The following is a 17,304-nucleotide window of genomic DNA, read 5'->3' on the forward strand; positions in this document are numbered from 1 at the left end:
TTTACATTGACTGCTGAACGTAGTCCAGAAAAATTCAAAGATGCTAACGGTGATTATGACATTACTGCTGACTGGAATGACCGTCATGGTCGTGCACGTATCTGCTTCTGGTATAGCCGTGATGGAAAAAGCTGGATCTTTGGTGGTCGTGTAATGAAAGAGGGTGTATCTCCGACATCTCGTGAGTGGGCTGGAACACCAATTTTATTAAATGATCAAGGTGATGTTGATCTTTACTACACATGTGTCACGCCAGGTGCAACAATTTCTAAAGTACGTGGACGTTTAGTGACTTCAGATGAAGGCGTTTCTGTTGCAGGATTCACCACAGTGAAATCATTATTCTCTGCTGATGGTACATATTATCAAACAGAAGAACAAAATACGTATTGGAACTTCCGTGATCCATGCCCGTTTATTGATCCAAATGATGGACAACTCTATATGGTCTTTGAAGGTAATGTCGCAGGCGATCGTGGTACACATACGATTGGCAGTGCGCAAATGGGTGATGTACCACCGGGTCATACAGATGTAGGAGGCGCACGTTATCAAACTGGATGTATTGGTATTGCTGTTGCAACAGACTTAGCAGGTAATAATTGGAAGTTACTTCCACCACTTGTTACTGCAGTAGGTGTAAATGATCAGACAGAACGACCACACTATGTCTTTAAAGATGGGAAGTATTACCTATTTACCATCAGTCATAAATATACCTATGCAGATGGTTTAACGGGTCCTGATGGTGTATATGGTTTTGTGAGTGAAAACCTTACTGGTCCATACCGTCCAATGAACAGTTCTGGTCTTGTTTTAGGTAATCCATCATCACAGCCATTTCAGACGTATTCACACTATGTGATGCCTAATGGTTTAGTGACATCATTTATTGACTCTGTGCCTGTACCTACGCCAAACCCGAAAGATCTTCAATATCGTATTGGTGGTACGGAAGCACCAACGGTGCGAATTGAGTTAGTGGGTGATCGTTCCTTTGTTGTAGAAACATTAGATTTTGGTTATATCCCAGCAATGCGTAATATTACCCTTAAGCTCAGAAATGTGTTGAAAGGAGTTACAGTATGATGAACAGTATCATTCTCTATATTATTTGTTTCAAGTTTTACTTTTAGTTGACGCGTATGTACTTTTTATATAACTACTAGTCTATGAATGTAGAGTAAATTGAGTACAGTAACTTTTATACTATTTTATCTCAGTTAAATAATACAATCTTCGGTTTATATAAGCCGAAGATTTTCTATATAAGTTCCTCTACAGAATGAATAAAACTATACAACCTCACTAATCTATAGCAATGCTATATACGATTATTTTATCTAACACATATTTAAAACAGTAATTTGTGGTATGAAGAAGAATAAAATATGCAAGGAGTAAAGAAGAATTGAAGTGAAGAATTCTCTCAAGTAAAAATTTATAGTCTTTCACGCTAATTCTAAATAAATAGAAATCAAACAATCTAGTTCAAGTTTTATTTGCTATGAGTCACCACACCTTATCTCAAATAATATTATTGATATATTTGCAACACATTAGAAGGAACCCAACCACTTTTTTTATATAAGAGATGATTACACCAAATCCAGCCATTTAATATATATTTACCAATCACTTGGTCACCTATAGCGACATCGAGTTCTCTTGCAGTATAACTTTCAGTAGCAATCCAAACTTTCTCTTTTTCTATCCATTGGATAATCTGTTTAGGAACCCAACCTTCCAAACCTACTGTGGTCTTACAAAAGTACCAGTTATCCCATGCCTCAATACCAATATATTTTTTTCCCACAGAAAGTTGATCACCCTTCTTAAAGTGAATTGGGGTTGGATACTCACTTTTATGTATTGCAATTACCTTAAATATCATAACTATGCTTTCCAATTATATTTTTCTCTAAAACTTTAAAAACTTTATCATTCAAGCATTGTGCAACATTAAACCTTATAAAGTGTTCTGCTGTTTTAGAACGACTAAAAATATTTCCCGGTGCAAGAATAACCTGATCATCATTACATAACTTTGTGAGTGCAGATGCCTCAATATACGAAGGTAATTTACACCAAATAAACATACCTGCATTTGGTAAAGTCCACGGCTCTATACCTAAATGCATAAGTTTATGAATAACATGGACTCTTGCACTATTTAGCCTAGTGTTTCGATATTCTAGATATCTTCTATATTGGACATCTTTCAAACATTGATAAATCAGTACTGCATTTAGCTGGTTTGAATTAAAGTTTGTTGCTATTTTTATCTTTGTTAATACATCTATATATTCTTGCTTTGCTGCAATATAGCCACAGCGGAATGATGCAGATAAAGACTTAGAAAAACTACTTACTTGAATGACATGTTCAAAGTTTGATAAGGCAGCATATCTTGGTGCAGGAATCGCTTCAAAATCTGCATATACATCATCTTCAATAATAATCATATTGGCTTCTTCAGCCATTTTTAGGATTTTATATGCAGTACTAATATTTAGAGATGCCCCTGTCGGGTTATGAATCCCTGAATTTGTAATATATATTTTAGGAGACTTTTTCAGTGCAAGCGCAAAGCATTCAGGGTCAGGGCCATGTGGTGTAAATGGAATAGCGATAACTTCAACCTGAAGTAATTGTGCTAATGTAAAGAAATTAAAATAGCATGGGTCATCAACTAAAACTGTATCTCCCGGCTTGAGTAGAGTACGACAGATCATATCAAGTGCTTGTGTACTGCTATCGGTAAGTAATATTTGGTCATGCTGAATTGAAGAACCATGATAATTAATTCGTTCAGCAATTAACTGTCTTAAAGGTTCATATCCAAGTACAGAACTATAAGCTAGAAGAGTCTCAGGTGTTTTCTGTAAAATATCTCGTAAAGATTTTTTAATGATTTGTTCAGGCATCCAATCGATAGGAAGCCATCCACATCCCGGTTTTAGGCAATTTTCTCCTGAAACTAGAGCTTGATGTGCAACCCAAAATGGATCACTTTCCGTATTTTTTGATTTTCTAGAAGTGTCTATATGAGGAATATATGGTTTATCTTTTACATAATACCCAGCGCCTCTACGAACTTCAATTTTACGATCGGCAATGAGTCTTTCATAAGCTTCTAATATTGTAGAAACAGACATATCTAACTCTTGAGCTAGTTTGCGCAAAGAGGGTAGCTTACCTCCGGGGAGTATTTCATTTGTTTTTATACGCGACATAATTAAATGAATAACTTGATCTATTTTAGTCCCTTTTTTACTTAAAACCATAACAGTTATATTTTTAACACCCAAACAGTTATCTTTAATTTTAATAGACTGCTTCTACTTTTTATATAGATATTTTGCAATAAATATAATGAGTTATATTTGAGTAGTTCATCGTGTTTATTGAAGGTAGTTTTTTAGAAAGTTACTTCCTGTTTGGTCTTTTATTTCTGACAGGAATTTCTCTATTGGCAGGTTATGTTGATGCGATAGCAGGTGGAGCAGGTCTTATTCTCATCCCTGCATTTATGGTTGCAGGAATTCCTCCACAAGTTGCACTTGGTCAAGAAAAGCTAGTAAGCACTATAGGTACAATTGCTGCTATTAACAATTTTATGAATAGCCAATCTATTATTTGGCGAATCGTACCATTATGTGTCATCACAGCACTCATCTCTGCTTATATTGGTGCACAAGTCGTTTTAATGATACCAACTGTATTATTAAAATATTCAATTTTAGGTTTACTACCATTTATTTTACTTTTTACGTTACTTAAAAATAAATTTGTTCAGGAAAATGTACATAGAGAAGATGGGAAATTCTTAGAATCAAAAATACTTTTGGTTACTGTCTGCTCTATTGTTGGTTTTTATGATGGTTTTCTAGGGCCTGGTACAGGAAGCCTATTTATTATTGCTTTGTTTATTATTAATAAATTTACGTTTTTAAATGCCTCAGCAACGTCAAAAATATTCAACTTCTCTTCAAATATTGGTGCTTTTGTTACCTTTTTTATTGCAGGAAAAATGCTATTTCTTATTGGTATTCCAATGATTATCGCGAATCTTTTTGGTAATTATATTGGTAGTAAACATGCTATTCAGACGAATGGAAAAATCATCCAAAAGATTCTAATCATTACTGTTGTACTTCTTATAACCACACTGTTATTTCAAATTAAATAAGGACATTTATTATGCTTGCTTTAGTTACGGGTGCATCATCTGGCTTTGGTTATCATATTTGCAAAAAGCTTATAAATCAGGGCTACAATGTGATTGGCATTGCAAGAAGAACAGAAAAGTTAGAAACAATTAAGCATGAACTCGGTACAAACTTCCTTCCAATAACATTAGATATTTCTGAATCTTATGAAAAAACCCTAGATAAACTTTTGAGTTTACCCACCAAGTTTTCTTTAAAAGAAATAGATATAGTCGTTAATAATGCAGGTTTGGCACTAGGTTTAGAGCCTGCGTATAAAGCAGATATTCATGATTGGTATCAAATGCTAGATACCAATATCAAAGGATTAATTTCAATTACTAGAATCGTTCTGCCTTACATGGAAGAAAAAAGAGATGGAATCATTATTAATATGGGTTCTATCGCAGGCAGTTATGCTTACCCCGGTGCGAATGTATACGGTGCGACAAAAGCTTTTGTTGAACAATTCAGTTTAAATTTACGTGCAGATTTAGCAGGTAAAGGGGTTAGAGTTTCCAATATAGAACCGGGTCTGTGTGGGAATACCGAATTTTCATTGGTACGCTTTCGCGGAGATTTAACTCAAGTAAAAAAATTATACGACCGAACAAATCCTATACTTCCCGAAGATATTGCCAATGTCGTTTTGTGGATAGCATCTCAACCCAAACATATCAATATTAACCGTATAGAGCTTATGCCAACATCTCAATCCTTTAATCACTTACAAGTAACTCATAACTAAGAATAAGGGTTTGGAGTATTTTTAATGACAATTTATGCATTTTTTTCTTTTATTTTATATTGTTTTGTGACCTCTATTACACCTGGACCAAATAATATTATGCTTCTTTCTTCTGGATTAAATTTTGGATTTAAGTCAACTATTCCACATATTTTAGGTGTTGGTATTGGTTTTAGTATTATGGTTATTTTAGTCGGTCTAGGTATTGGAAACCTACTTACATCTTCACAGATCATTTATGAAAGTATCAAAGCTGTTGGTATTGTTTACCTTATCTATTTGGCGTACCAATTATTAAAATCTGATATTATTGATGAAAAAGAAATAAAGCAGACAAAACAACCTATTACTTTTTTACAAGCAGCATTATTTCAATGGGTGAATCCTAAAGCTTGGGTGATGGTCATTGGTGCGGTAACAACTTACATATCTCATTCAAGTAGCCTAAATAGTTTTATATTTTTGGGCTTAGTTTATGGTCTAGTAAATATTCCAAGTATTGGTCTATGGGCTTATGTTGGCAATAAACTCAAAAAATTCATTAAGAATAAGCAAAAGATTCAAATATTTAATATCGTAATGGCGTCCATGCTACTGCTCTCCATATGCTATCCAATGTATGAAGTTGTTATATTTTTTCTAGGATAGATATCAAGAGTAGTTGAGAGTTATGCTCTTACTTCTGAAGCAGTAATGCCAAATCTTTTTTTAAATGCTCTCGAAAAATATGATATGTCATTAAACCCTGCGTTATAAGCAATGTGCTTAATACTACACATTGTATATGGTGTACTTTGGAGGTTTTTTCTTGCTTTATCCAAACGTGCATTAAGTAAAAAATAACTAAATGTCATATCATTTTTTTGAAAGAGCTTACTGATGTAGCGTGTACTAATATTAAATTTTTTAGCAACATGGTGAATGGTAAGATCACTATTATCTAATTGTGCCAATATGAACACTTTAATTTGCTCAAATAAATAGTTTGTTTTATGAGGATATTCATCAGCAATAATACATTTCATCATATTCAATAAGTGATCTGACAATACTTCTTGTTGCCGCAATGATAAGTCCATTGGTGTCGTAAAAATATCTTTCAAACACCCTTGATAGAATATCTGTAATGGATGTTGTTCTCCAAAATTAAAACCGCATAAGTCCTTTGGTCTACCTAGTATATTTTCAAAATTACTTTTAGGTATAGCAATAACCACTTGATCAAATGCAGTATTTAAATTGAGCTGATACTCTTCATCGGTATCATAAAAAGCAAATTGTCCTGTAGTTAACTGAATTTCTTTTCCATTATGTGCAAGTCCCATATTACCTTTTAGCATAAAGCTCATCAAAACACGGTCTTCAGGAGACCTGCGAATTTGCTGTCTACCACGTGTAACATATTGGGATGCCCCTTGTACTCTTACAATATCAAGATGGGAACAGTGACGAAGCTCTAATGCTCCCCAAAAATTATCGGATGATTCTACCTTTGAATCGAGTGGTACAAATACTTGACTAATCGCATCTTGCCAATAATCACAGCGTTGAGTTGAGGTAATCTGACGTGTATCAAAGTAAGATGACTCTTTGTTTTTTAAGCAAGGTAGTTTCATTCTACAGACACCCAAAAATTGACTTTTTCAGTCTAAATACAAGCAATTTTTGTACCTAAAATAGATGCCGATTTCTGATAGTTCCTTTTAATACAAATGATTGTTCCTTTTTAGCATACCCTCAATTATAAAAATTCAATTATAAAAATAAATAGAAATTCATTTGATCTGAGGATATTGATATGGAAAAAATAGTAAAAGTCGCATGTGTGCAAGCTGCACCTATATTTATGGACTTACAAGCTACAGTAGATAAAACAATTCAACTTATTGAACAAGCTTCCCAAAATGGTGCAGAACTGATTGCTTTCCCTGAAACTTGGATTCCAGGGTATCCATGGTTTTTATGGTTAGATATGCCAATCAAAAATATGCCGCTTGTGTATCAGTACCACCAAAACTCTCTAGAGCTAGACAGTGACTATGCTTTACAAATACAAGAAGCTGCAAAGAAAAATAATATCTTTGTTGTTTTAGGATTTAGTGAACGTGACTATGGCAGTTTATATATTTCTCAATGGACGATTGATAATTATGGCGAAACCATTTCCACACGTAGAAAACTCAAAGCAACTCATGTAGAACGTACATTATTTGGTGAAAGTGATGGCAGTTCGATTCGCGTTGATGAAACAAGTTTAGGTAGATTGGGAGCTTTATGCTGTTGGGAACATTTACAACCACTTGCACGGTATGCAATGTATTCACAACATGAACAAATTCATATTGCAGCATGGCCAAGTTTCTCTTTGTATCAACCACAAATGGGATCAATTGGGCCTGATGTAAATATTGCAGCTGCAAGATTATATGCAGCCGAAGGACAATGTTTCGTAATTTCACCATGTGCAATTGTTTCTGAGGAAATGCAATCTTTTCTTTGCGATACAGATGAAAAGAAAAAACTACTTGCAATTGGCGGCGGTCACGCACGTATTTTTGGGCCTGATGGTAGAGACTTAGCAGATCCATTAGGTGAAGATGAAGAAGGTATTTTATATGCCGATTTAGACTTAAGCCATATCACAATTGCTAAAACAGCAGCAGATCCAGTCGGTCACTATTCTAGACCAGATGTATTTCAACTTATTTTTAATAAAGAAGCTGCTCATAAGGTTATTTTAAAAGAAGATAGCATTAAAGATCAGTCAATTAAGCTCTCCGAAAGCTTAGATGATACTGTTGAGAACTAAAAATATGGAGTCTGCGATTCCTCCTCATTTGGAAAAAAAGAAGACTTGTCCTCGAAATTTGGTAGATAACCATTATCTACCTCCTTTTCCTGCATGGACAACTCGATTCGAAACTAATATTGAAAAGCTCACCGTTGCTTATTTTGCTATTCAATCTACGAATCAAATTTACTTTTCTGAGCATGAATTATTTACAAAATATTTTAAAGAAGAAAACCCACCTCAATATTGGGTTCCTTCTCATTTTATTGATAAACAGAAATACCATCATCTTGTTATTACTGCCTATTGGTCAGATGCAAAAGAATTTCAGCAGTGGTGGTTCGCTTCAGGATTCAATATATGGTGGGAGAATGAAGAACGGGAGCTCGACCTATATGGTTATTTTTTAGAGGTCTATCACCCTACAACTTCAGAGTTTGAAACTATTTTTTCTAATCCAAGCACACCTGAAGGCATTGCCCATTTGGCCAGTACAATGAGTGATGAAATACAAGAGCATGCTTATTATGGCAGTATGCGAGACCGTATACCTAAAGCACAAAAATCAGATCTAATAGGTGAGAATGACTATCTGAATCATACATCTATATATGAAAAGCGTATAAAAATTATAGGAAAGAAAAATTTATGCATTATCCGCTCAGGGCAAGATTGGGAAGAAACAGCAGGTAAAGAAAGGACGCTTTATTTGAATGAAGTCGAGCCAATTTTAAGACAAGGTATGAGTTTTTTAGAAAATTATGGTCTAGCAGAAGGATGTTTAAACTGTAGATATATGAGTGTGCTTGATAAAAAAACAGGAGAACCATTAAATAAAACATTTGGTTTGGCATATTTTATTGATTTAAAGCATCTTGAAGATTGGGCAAAGTCTCACCCAACACATGTCAAAATATTTGGTAGCTTTATGAAATATGTTCAAGAAATGCAATTTAAAATTAATTTAAAACTATTCCATGAAGTCATGAGTCTGCCACAAAAATCTCAGTACTTCGAGTATATTCAATGCCATGCTAAAACAGGGTTATTAAATACTTTTTCACTAAAGTGAGTAAAAAACAGGGGTTACTTTTCATTGTAAGTAACCCCCTTTAATACTTAAAAAATACTAAAAATTTATTTTATATTTATGATTTAAAATTCTTTGCTTATCTAAAAATAGTAATTTTCTTTTTTCTAAATTGCTCTAGTTTAAATCATATAGAATTTAAAAAAGAGTACGATAAAATGAGTAATGATCATCAAAACTTCACACTAAATAACTTATATGAACATACATCCAAAAACTCTTTAATTGGTCAAATTTGGGGTAACCCTCCCTCAGAACGCTACGAAGCACTCGCAGAAAAATTTAGACCAACTTTTGAAAAAATAAAACAAGGTACACTTCAACGAGAGAAACAACATACGCTACCTTATGAACAGATCAAATGGCTAAAAGAAGTCGGATTTACTCGGATAAGGCTACCTAAAGCATATAATGGATTTGATGCAACAATTCCAGAGCTATTTGGACTACTTGTTGAACTTGCAGAAGCTGACTCAAATTTGCCTCAAATATTAAGAGTCCATTTTGGCTTTAGTGAGGAACTATTATTATCAAAAAATACAGCTTTCAAAAATAAATGGTTAACACGACTTGCCAAGGGTGAAACCGTTGGAAGCGGTTGGTCTGAGGGAGGCAAAGAAGCACAAGACAAATTTCAAACGCATATCTATAAAGATGAAAAGGGACAACTAAAAATAACAGGTCAGAAGTATTACACAACTGGTAGTTTATATGCAGATTGGATTGATGTTGGAATTACAGATCTCCATGGTCACTCTGCATCTATTTTGGTAAATCGCCACAACAATGGTGTTTCAGTTGTCGATGATTGGAATGGTTTTGGTCAGCAGCTTACAGCAAGTGGTACAGCTACATTTCATGCTGTAAATGTAGACGAAACAGATATTTTAATTGATGAAGTCCGATTTAAGTATTCAGCAGCGTATTATCAGCTCGTACAGCTCGCCATTATCGTTGGTTTAGGCCGTTCTTTAACACAACAATTATCTGAAGCTGTTCATAAACGTACACGAAATTATAGTCATGCAAATGCAACACATATTCGTGATGATGCACAAATTTTACAAGTCGTAGGTAAAGTGCGTAGTGCTACGTATACCTCAGGAATTATTGTGGAAAAAAGTGCTGAGGCATTACAGCGCGCATTTTTATTAGGCTTAGAAAATAATTTGCAAGCAGAAGGTGAGCAAAATGCGATTGCTGAATTAGAAACAGCACAAGCTCAGACAATTATTACAGACCTCTTGTTAAATGCTTCAACCATTGCATTTGATGCACTTGGCGCATCTGCAACAGATAAAGATATTGCCCTAGATCGCTATTGGCGAAATATTCGGACATTGGCCTCGCATAATCCAAGAGTCTATAAAGATAGAATTGTAGGTGATTTCAGTGTTAATGGGACATTACCTCCCTATCAATGGCGCATTGGTCATGTCAGCACATTAAAAGCAAGTTAACTCCAATTAAAAAAACATTAACGTACGGGTTAGCAATTTCAAATGACAAAAAGAATTAGTTTTAACGCTTTCGAAATGAACTGTATCGCACATCAGTCTCCCGGATTATGGCGACATCCTCAAGACAGATCGACAGAATACAAAGATATTGAATACTGGACAGATTTAGCAAAAATTCTCGAGCAGGGTCTATTCGATGGTGTATTTATCGCTGATGTATTAGGCGTTTACGATGTGTATCATAATAATGCTGATGAAGCACTTCGTGGTGCTGTACAAATTCCTGTAAATGACCCACTGCAAATTATTCCTGCAATGGCAGCAGTGACGAAGCATCTTGGGTTTGGGCTTACAACATCAATATCTTTTGAACACCCTTACCCTTTTGCACGCCGAATAAGTACGCTTGATCATTTAACAAAAGGTCGACTTGGTTGGAATATCGTGACTTCTTACCTTGATAGCGGATCTAAAAATATTGGTCTAAAAGCTCAGCTTAATCATGACAACCGTTATGATATCGCTGATGAGTATTTAGAAGTGTTATATAAACTGTGGGAGGGTTCATGGCAAAATGATGCCGTCTTAAGAGATAAACGCCAAGGTATCTTTGCTGATCCGGCCAAAGTACATGCCATATCACATGAAGGGAAATATTTCTCTGTACCCGGAATTCACCTTTGTGAGCCATCACCACAAAGGACTCCTGTTTTATATCAGGCAGGTGCTTCCTCACGAGGGCAAACTTTTGCAAGCCAAAATGCTGAGTGTATATTTATTGCTGCACCATCTAAAAATATTACTAAGAATTTTGTAAATAGCATACGACAAAAACTATTAGAAGCAGGACGTGCAGCCACCGATGTGAAAATTTATGCTTTAGTTTCTATTGTCACCGATGATACAGATGAAAAAGCACACAAAAAATTTGAAGAGTATCAGAAATATGGTAGCTATGATGGTGCACTAACATTACTTTCAGGCTGGTCTGGAGTCGATTTCTCACAATATAAACCGACGGATCATGTCGAGTATATTCAAACTAATGCAATTCAATCTTTACTCAGTTCTTATGTAAATGCAGATCCAAATAAAGTTTGGACAGTAGATGAAATAGCGCGTTGGAATAGTTTAGGTGGCAATGGCCCCGTTTTTGTTGGCTCAGCTACAACTGTTGCAGATAAGTTGCAGGAATGGGTTGAGGATACAGGAATAGATGGATTTAACTTAGCATATATTCTTGCTCATCAAACATTCCAAGATACGGTAGATTGGATTGTTCCGGAGTTACAACGTCGAAATGCTTATCAAAAAGAATATTCATCAGGCACATTACGAGAAAAGCTTTTTCAACAAGGAGATTATTTAATCGATCGTCACCGAGGTTCAAAATATAAAATATGATAACCCGAATCCTGCTTAAGCTATAGAGGTCATGATTTGAATGGTTAGCTTATTTTTATGGGTAAGCTGATAAGCACATAAAGATGCATATATTCCTGCAAGATAGCCAGTAATACTACGTGCTTTGCTCGTCACTAGATAGTATTTCTCCTTAAGCAGGCTAAATAGAGTTTCAATCTTGTTGCGTTGCTTCAAGTGATATTCATCTATTTGAGACAATTCAACGAATTGCATGTTTTTACGATGATAGGTCATCAGATCAATATGTTGCTCTTTCAGTCTACTTTTAAGGTTTTGACTGAGATAACCCCGATCTGCATAGAGTTTAGTATGTAATCCTGCTACAAGCTGTTCAACCATTTTAATATCAGCAACGTGTCCATTGGATAAAATAGTATTAACCATCTCACCTTCTGCATTCATCAGTACATGCAATTTACAACCAAAGAACCATCCCATTGAACTTTTCCCTCTTGTGGCAATATCACTGAGGGATTTATGACGTTGTATACGCTGATTCTTACATACAGGTAGAGTGGTTGAATCAATCCAGAGGTATGAATTCTGTTTGTCTTTCATCAAAGTAAAATGTAAGGCATGTATTGCAAGCTGATGCATATTGATCAGGCGTATCATACGCTGATAGCAAGGTAAGCATTTAAATAGATTGCAATAATTGTGATTTAGAGAAGTATAAAATGCTTTGAAATTGTTGAATTGCGAGGTTTTGTACCATACAGCGATTAGAATAATTTCCGACAGGCTCAAAGTTGTGGGTCTAATTCTTATACGATACTTTAACTGTTTGAGATATTTCCAATAAACCGATTCAAATTTTAAAAAGAAATCATCAATTGTGCAAAATAAAGCTGTAATATCATTCATCAGGACTAGGACCGTTGGTTAGGTGTGGTAACTCAACTCATGGCTCTAGTTCTAGCTTTTTTCAATCTTATCCCTTAAGCAGGATTCGGGTTATGATAATAATTTAAAAGCAGAATATCCATTCTGCTTTTTTATATTTAAAAATGAATAATCATATATAAAGATTTCTAAATAATATTAACCTATTTCACAAAAAATAAAATTAAAACTAAATTATATTTACCTCAATAAAGAGTAATTATAATGTCGAATAAGAATTATGAAATAAGGCATCCTGATGATGTAAATCGGATTGTTTCTGAATATGCAGGACAAGGTAAATCAAATAAAGTAATTTGGCTTGCATTAATTGGCGTATTTATTGATGCTTATGATCTAACCACACTATCGTTTGGTATAGAACAAGTTATTAAAGAATTCTCACTTACTCCATTAATGACAGGTGTGGTCGCATCAGCAATTGTCTGTGGAACCATTGTAGGTAATTTAATTGGAGGGTTTCTTACCGATAAAATTGGACGCTATCGAGTGTTTATGGCTGATATGGTTCTATTTGTTATAGCAGCAATTGTTGCAGGATTTGCACCAAATGTGTGGGTACTTATTATTGCCCGTTTTATTATGGGCATTAGTGTTGGGGTGGATTTACCAGTTGCTATGTCTTATTTATCTGAATTTTCTAAATTTTCAGGAAAAAGTAATAAAGCGTCTAGATTAGCAGCATGGTGCCCAATGTGGTATGCCGCATCTTCTATATGCTTTGGTATTGTACTGGCTTTATACTTTATTTTGCCTGCTCAGTATAGTCACTGGTTGTGGCGTGCATCACTTATATTTGGTGCAGTACCAGCATTACTTATTATTTTTATTCGTGGAAAATACTTAACTGAGTCACCTATTTGGTTGGCAAATCAAGGAAGATTAAAAGAAGCATCTGAAATTTTAAAATCATCTTATGATATTCATACCGTTGTTCTCGAAAGTAAAAAAGATTATAAAATACAACAAAATATAAAACAAAGTTTTTGGGTTCTATTTAATCGAACATATTTATCTAGAACGATCGTTGCAATGGTCATTCATATTTCAGTTGCTTTTCAATATACAACAATTGCTTTTTTTCTACCATCAATTCTCATGAATTTCTTTCATACCACTACATTAACAACCATTACAACAACACTCACTCTTAATCTGCTCTTTGCATTCACAGGAGGTTTATTAGGCGTTTATTTAGCAAGCCGATTTACATCTAGACATATACTATTAACAGGTTTCATTTTACAATTCATTGCATTAGTGCTTTTAGGTTGGATCGGTCATCCAAATAGTCCATTTGTCTTATATTCAGCAATTGTTTTACTTGGCCTTTGGTTATTTGCTGAAGGGTTTGGCCCCGGAGCACAAATGATGGTCTACCCAACTATGGCATATCCTGCTGCTATTCGTGGTATTGGCGTTGGATTTAATCGAGCTGTTTCAGGCATTGCACAAGCAATCGCATTATTTGTTTTACCAATGTGGATGACAAAATATCAAACGGATGTATTCACAATTATTGCTATCTTTGCATTCGTTCCTATCATTATTATTGGCTTCATTATTAAGTTTGAACCTACTCGCAATGATATTGATTTACAAGAACCAATAGTAAAACCAACCAGTACTACGACTAATATTATTATATAAATATTTTATTCCCATTTAGTATAAGTATATATTTAAGATTCATTATGTGGAAATAATATAAATTATATTCATTTTCTTATTTTACAAGATATGGTTTTTAAACCTTAATAGTTATTAAGTTCTCATTTAACGAAAAGGTTTTCTCCATGTCTAGTAAAAAAAATAGTGAAGTCTTAAATATTGTTGCAGTTTCAGGTGGATTAAATACACCATCTAAAACAGAAAGTCTTATTCAAAATATTTTAGATGAATTGGCTGATGCCACAAATATTAAAGTTCACTTTATTAAGCTCAGCCAAATTGGACACTTATTGGGTGGCGCAATTTATCGTCACCAACTTCCTCAAAGCGTACAAGACGATCTTGCAAAAATAGAAGCTGCCGATGCACTCATTGTTGGCACACCAGTTTATCGTGCATCATTTACAGGTTTATTTAAACACCTTTTCGACTTTGTCGAACAAACTGCATTGGTAGATGTCCCTGTATTACTTGCAGCATCAGGTGGAAGTGAACGTCACGCATTGGTTCTTGAACATCAACTCCGCCCTTTATTCAGTTTTTTCCAAGCACAAACATTGCCTATTGGCGTATATGCAACAGATAAAGATTTTACTCCCGAATACACAGTAAAAAGTGAAGAGTTAAAAGCACGTATTACCTTAGCTGTAGCACGAGCACTTCCTATCTTGGAATGGGCACCTGCAAAAGGATTAAGAGAAGAGCAATCTAAGAAAAAATCTGAACAAGCCAATGAAAACTTAGGTATTAATAAACAAATTGAACAAGATGAAGTACTGCCATCTATTTCAGTACCTGACTTGAATGCTGCTGAATCACGTATTCATAAAAAAAAGAAATCGGTTGCCTAAAAAATCTCTAACATAGGAAAATGATTATGACGCATCGTAATGCAATTCAATTTGCTTATTGGGTTCCTAATGTCAGTGGTGGTCTAGTTATTAGCGATATAGAACAGCGCACAGATTGGAGCTATGATTATAATGTTCGACTTGCACAAGCTGCTGAAAAAAATGGCTTTGATTATGCGCTAACACAGGTTAGATTCACAGCAGGTTACGGTGCGGAAAATCAACATGAATCGGTCAGTTTTAGCCACGCGCTATTGGCTAAAACTGAAAAACTAAAAGTGATTGCAGCCATTTTACCAGGACCATGGAAACCTGCTCTCGCAGCAAAACAACTTGCAACCATTGATTATTTAACCAATGGCCGTATTGCGGTTAATATTGTAAGTGGTTGGTTTAAAGGTGAGTTTGATGCGATTGGTGAAGAGTGGCCTGAGCATGATGAACGATATGTTCGCTCAGAAGAATTTATTCGAAGTATAAAAGGTATATGGACAAAAGATAACTTTTCATTTGAAGGTAAATATTATCAATTTACTAACTACACTCTAAAGCCCAAACCAATACAGCAGCCATCGATAGAAGTTTTTCAAGGTGGGAGCTCCCGTGCTGCAAGAGACATGGCTTCCCGTGTTTCAGATTGGTATTTTACCAATGGAAATAGCTTAGAAGAAATTAAAAAACAAGTTGATGATATTCGAGAAAAAGCCAAAGCAAATAACCATCACGTTAAAATAGGGGTCAATGCTTTTATTATTGCACGTGATACAGAAGAAGAAGCTCACGCTGTACTGCAAGAAATAATTCGGAAAGCCAATGTCGAAGCCGTGCACGCATTTGGCGATGCAGCAAAAGAAGCTGGGACAGCAAGCAAAGAAGGTGAAGGGAATTGGGCAAAATCCTCATTTGAAGATCTTGTTCAATATAATGATGGTTTTAAAACCAATTTAATTGGTACACCTGAACAGATCGCAGAACGTATTGTCGACTTAAAGAATGTAGGTGTCGATTTGATACTTTCAGGGTTTTTACACTTTATTGAAGAAGTTGAATATTTTGGAAAGAAAATTCTACCTTTAGTTCGGAAACTAGAGGAAAAAAATAACCATTAGCATTACTTCACAGAGACATCCTCACTATTATTTTCAACAAAAAAGTGGATATAAAGGGTTTTGTCGTGTTGAAAGCAATTTAGGCTATTTTTATGAGTTTCTTTTTTAAATGGGAGGTATTAACTCCCATTTAATTTTCAATTATATTCAAACGGCTTAATCTAGATATGAAATTTTATAGCCATTCTGTTGCTCTGAAGCATAAATATAGGCCAGTCCTAATTTTTTGGTATGCATCCCTGCAATCAACTGCTTTTCCCTGACTACTCTTTCTAATAGGTTTTGGCGTGTAATTTTAGCTTGTTCTTTATCATAGTCAAATGCAATTGAAATGGTTGGATCAGCTAGTTGGATATGTGGAAAGTGTACAATATCTGCCCAAATCAATAGGCTATTTTCTCCTCTTCCGATTTTAAATCCAGTGTGCCCTGGTGTATGTCCTGGGAGGGAAATGGGGTAGATACCAGTAATTGGTTCATTTTTATCAAATACATTTATATTTCTTGAATAAGCTTTCAATGTACGACGAACTAAAGAAAAGTTCCGTTTTCCTCGTTCAGTTGCTTGTTCTAGAGCTTGATCATTCTGCCAATATTCAATTTCTAATGCATGTAAATAAATTTGGGCATTTTTATAGATAGGTTTCCCTTCATTACTCAGTAATCCACCAATATGGTCAGGATGTGCATGAGTAATAAGAATAGAATCGATATCATTTGGAGTAATATTCATTTGAACTAGGTTTTTTAACAGTAATCCACCCGTATTATTTAGGCCACCAGTTCCTGAGTCGACTAAAATTGTTTGGCCATGCCCTTGGATTAAATAGCAGTTAATATCAATTTTCTCTACATTAATAATACCTGCTTCGGTTTGTATTTTTGCAGCAGCTTTTTCATCAATTCCCGATAAAAGTGTAAGATTGACACTCATTTCACCATCATTCAAAACAGTCACTAAAAAATCACCAATTTGATGTGATTTGGATTCTAATAGATTCATTAATATTTCCAATTTTTTAATTATAGATATACAGCTATTGGGG

The 17,304-nt window shown here is 34.8% G+C and carries 16 protein-coding genes; 11 read left to right on the plus strand and 5 right to left on the minus strand.

The genetic code is table 11. The annotated features are described in order from the left end of the window. Positions 1 to 1,089: glycoside hydrolase family 68 protein (locus P256_RS11705; RefSeq protein ID WP_023273898.1), on the plus strand; the 1,089-nt coding region annotated here is incomplete at its 5' end. A 448-nt stretch (positions 1,090 to 1,537) separates the two neighbouring features. Here P256_RS11705 and P256_RS11710 read toward each other — a convergent pair. Beyond that, positions 1,538 to 1,894 (minus strand): SH3 domain-containing protein, encoded by a 357-nt coding sequence (locus P256_RS11710; protein ID WP_023273899.1) that lies wholly within the window; start codon positions 1,892 to 1,894, stop codon positions 1,538 to 1,540. Further along, positions 1,884 to 3,287, minus strand: a complete 1,404-nt coding sequence (locus P256_RS11715; protein WP_023273900.1) for an aminotransferase-like domain-containing protein — start codon at positions 3,285 to 3,287, stop codon at positions 1,884 to 1,886. Before P256_RS11715 ends, P256_RS11710 begins: the two co-directional genes overlap by 11 nt. A gap of 113 nt (positions 3,288 to 3,400) precedes the next feature. On the opposite strand from P256_RS11715, the gene P256_RS11720 reads away from it, so the two are divergent. The 3 genes from P256_RS11720 to P256_RS11730 are packed head-to-tail and all read left to right on the plus strand — an operon-like array spanning position 3,401 to position 5,607. Beyond that, a complete protein-coding gene (locus tag P256_RS11720) occupies positions 3,401 to 4,192 on the plus strand; it encodes a sulfite exporter TauE/SafE family protein (RefSeq protein ID WP_023273901.1) in 792 nt (263 codons plus the stop codon). Between the two features lie 11 nt (positions 4,193 to 4,203). Further along, positions 4,204 to 4,959 carry an SDR family NAD(P)-dependent oxidoreductase gene (locus tag P256_RS11725; RefSeq protein ID WP_023273902.1) on the plus strand — a complete coding sequence of 252 codons (756 nt, stop codon included), beginning with the start codon at positions 4,204 to 4,206 and terminating at the stop codon, positions 4,957 to 4,959. Between the two features lie 24 nt (positions 4,960 to 4,983). Further along, entirely contained in the window at positions 4,984 to 5,607 is a 624-nt protein-coding gene (locus P256_RS11730; RefSeq protein ID WP_023273903.1) for a LysE family translocator, read from the plus strand. 20 nt (positions 5,608 to 5,627) lie between these two features. On the opposite strand, the gene P256_RS11735 is transcribed toward P256_RS11730, so the two are convergent. Continuing rightward, entirely contained in the window at positions 5,628 to 6,575 is a 948-nt protein-coding gene (locus P256_RS11735) for an AraC family transcriptional regulator (RefSeq protein WP_023273904.1), read from the minus strand. Between the two features lie 182 nt (positions 6,576 to 6,757). Here P256_RS11735 and P256_RS11740 point away from each other — a divergent pair, with 182 nt between their 5' ends. The 4 genes from P256_RS11740 (at position 6,758) to P256_RS11755 (ending at position 11,704) form a co-directional block, all read left to right on the plus strand. Beyond that, entirely contained in the window at positions 6,758 to 7,768 is a 1,011-nt protein-coding gene (locus P256_RS11740) for a carbon-nitrogen hydrolase family protein (protein ID WP_023273905.1), read from the plus strand. A 4-nt stretch (positions 7,769 to 7,772) separates the two neighbouring features. Then, complete coding sequence (locus P256_RS11745) at positions 7,773 to 8,822, plus strand: phenylacetaldoxime dehydratase family protein (RefSeq protein WP_023273906.1); 1,050 nt, start codon at positions 7,773 to 7,775, stop codon at positions 8,820 to 8,822. Positions 8,823 to 8,998: 176 nt separating this feature from the next. Beyond that, positions 8,999 to 10,300: an acyl-CoA dehydrogenase family protein gene (locus P256_RS11750; protein ID WP_023273907.1), complete on the plus strand. Its 1,302-nt coding sequence runs from the start codon at positions 8,999 to 9,001 to the stop codon at positions 10,298 to 10,300. A gap of 42 nt (positions 10,301 to 10,342) precedes the next feature. Further along, the gene (locus P256_RS11755; protein ID WP_023273908.1) at positions 10,343 to 11,704 is read left to right on the plus strand and encodes an LLM class flavin-dependent oxidoreductase; all 1,362 of its coding nucleotides are present in this window, start codon (positions 10,343 to 10,345) and stop codon (positions 11,702 to 11,704) included. 15 nt (positions 11,705 to 11,719) lie between these two features. On the opposite strand, the gene P256_RS11760 is transcribed toward P256_RS11755, so the two are convergent. After that, entirely contained in the window at positions 11,720 to 12,589 is an 870-nt protein-coding gene (locus tag P256_RS11760; protein WP_040332266.1) for an IS982 family transposase, read from the minus strand. Positions 12,590 to 12,832: 243 nt separating this feature from the next. Here P256_RS11760 and P256_RS11765 point away from each other — a divergent pair, with 243 nt between their 5' ends. From P256_RS11765 to sfnG, 3 genes are all read left to right on the plus strand, one after another. Further along, the gene (locus tag P256_RS11765) at positions 12,833 to 14,278 is read left to right on the plus strand and encodes an MFS transporter (RefSeq protein ID WP_023273910.1); all 1,446 of its coding nucleotides are present in this window, start codon (positions 12,833 to 12,835) and stop codon (positions 14,276 to 14,278) included. Positions 14,279 to 14,424: 146 nt separating this feature from the next. Further along, positions 14,425 to 15,150, plus strand: a complete 726-nt coding sequence (gene msuE, locus P256_RS11770) for an FMN reductase (protein WP_023273911.1) — start codon at positions 14,425 to 14,427, stop codon at positions 15,148 to 15,150. Between the two features lie 26 nt (positions 15,151 to 15,176). After that, positions 15,177 to 16,259 carry a dimethylsulfone monooxygenase SfnG gene (gene sfnG, locus P256_RS11775; RefSeq protein WP_023273912.1) on the plus strand — a complete coding sequence of 361 codons (1,083 nt, stop codon included), beginning with the start codon at positions 15,177 to 15,179 and terminating at the stop codon, positions 16,257 to 16,259. A gap of 156 nt (positions 16,260 to 16,415) precedes the next feature. Here sfnG and P256_RS11780 read toward each other — a convergent pair whose 3' ends face one another. Beyond that, positions 16,416 to 17,261, minus strand: coding sequence for an MBL fold metallo-hydrolase (locus tag P256_RS11780; protein ID WP_023273913.1), 846 nt, complete (start codon positions 17,259 to 17,261; stop codon positions 16,416 to 16,418). Between the last annotated feature and the right edge of the window lie 43 nt (positions 17,262 to 17,304).

The organism is Acinetobacter nectaris CIP 110549 (assembly GCF_000488215.1).
Classification (GTDB): domain Bacteria; phylum Pseudomonadota; class Gammaproteobacteria; order Pseudomonadales; family Moraxellaceae; genus Acinetobacter; species Acinetobacter nectaris.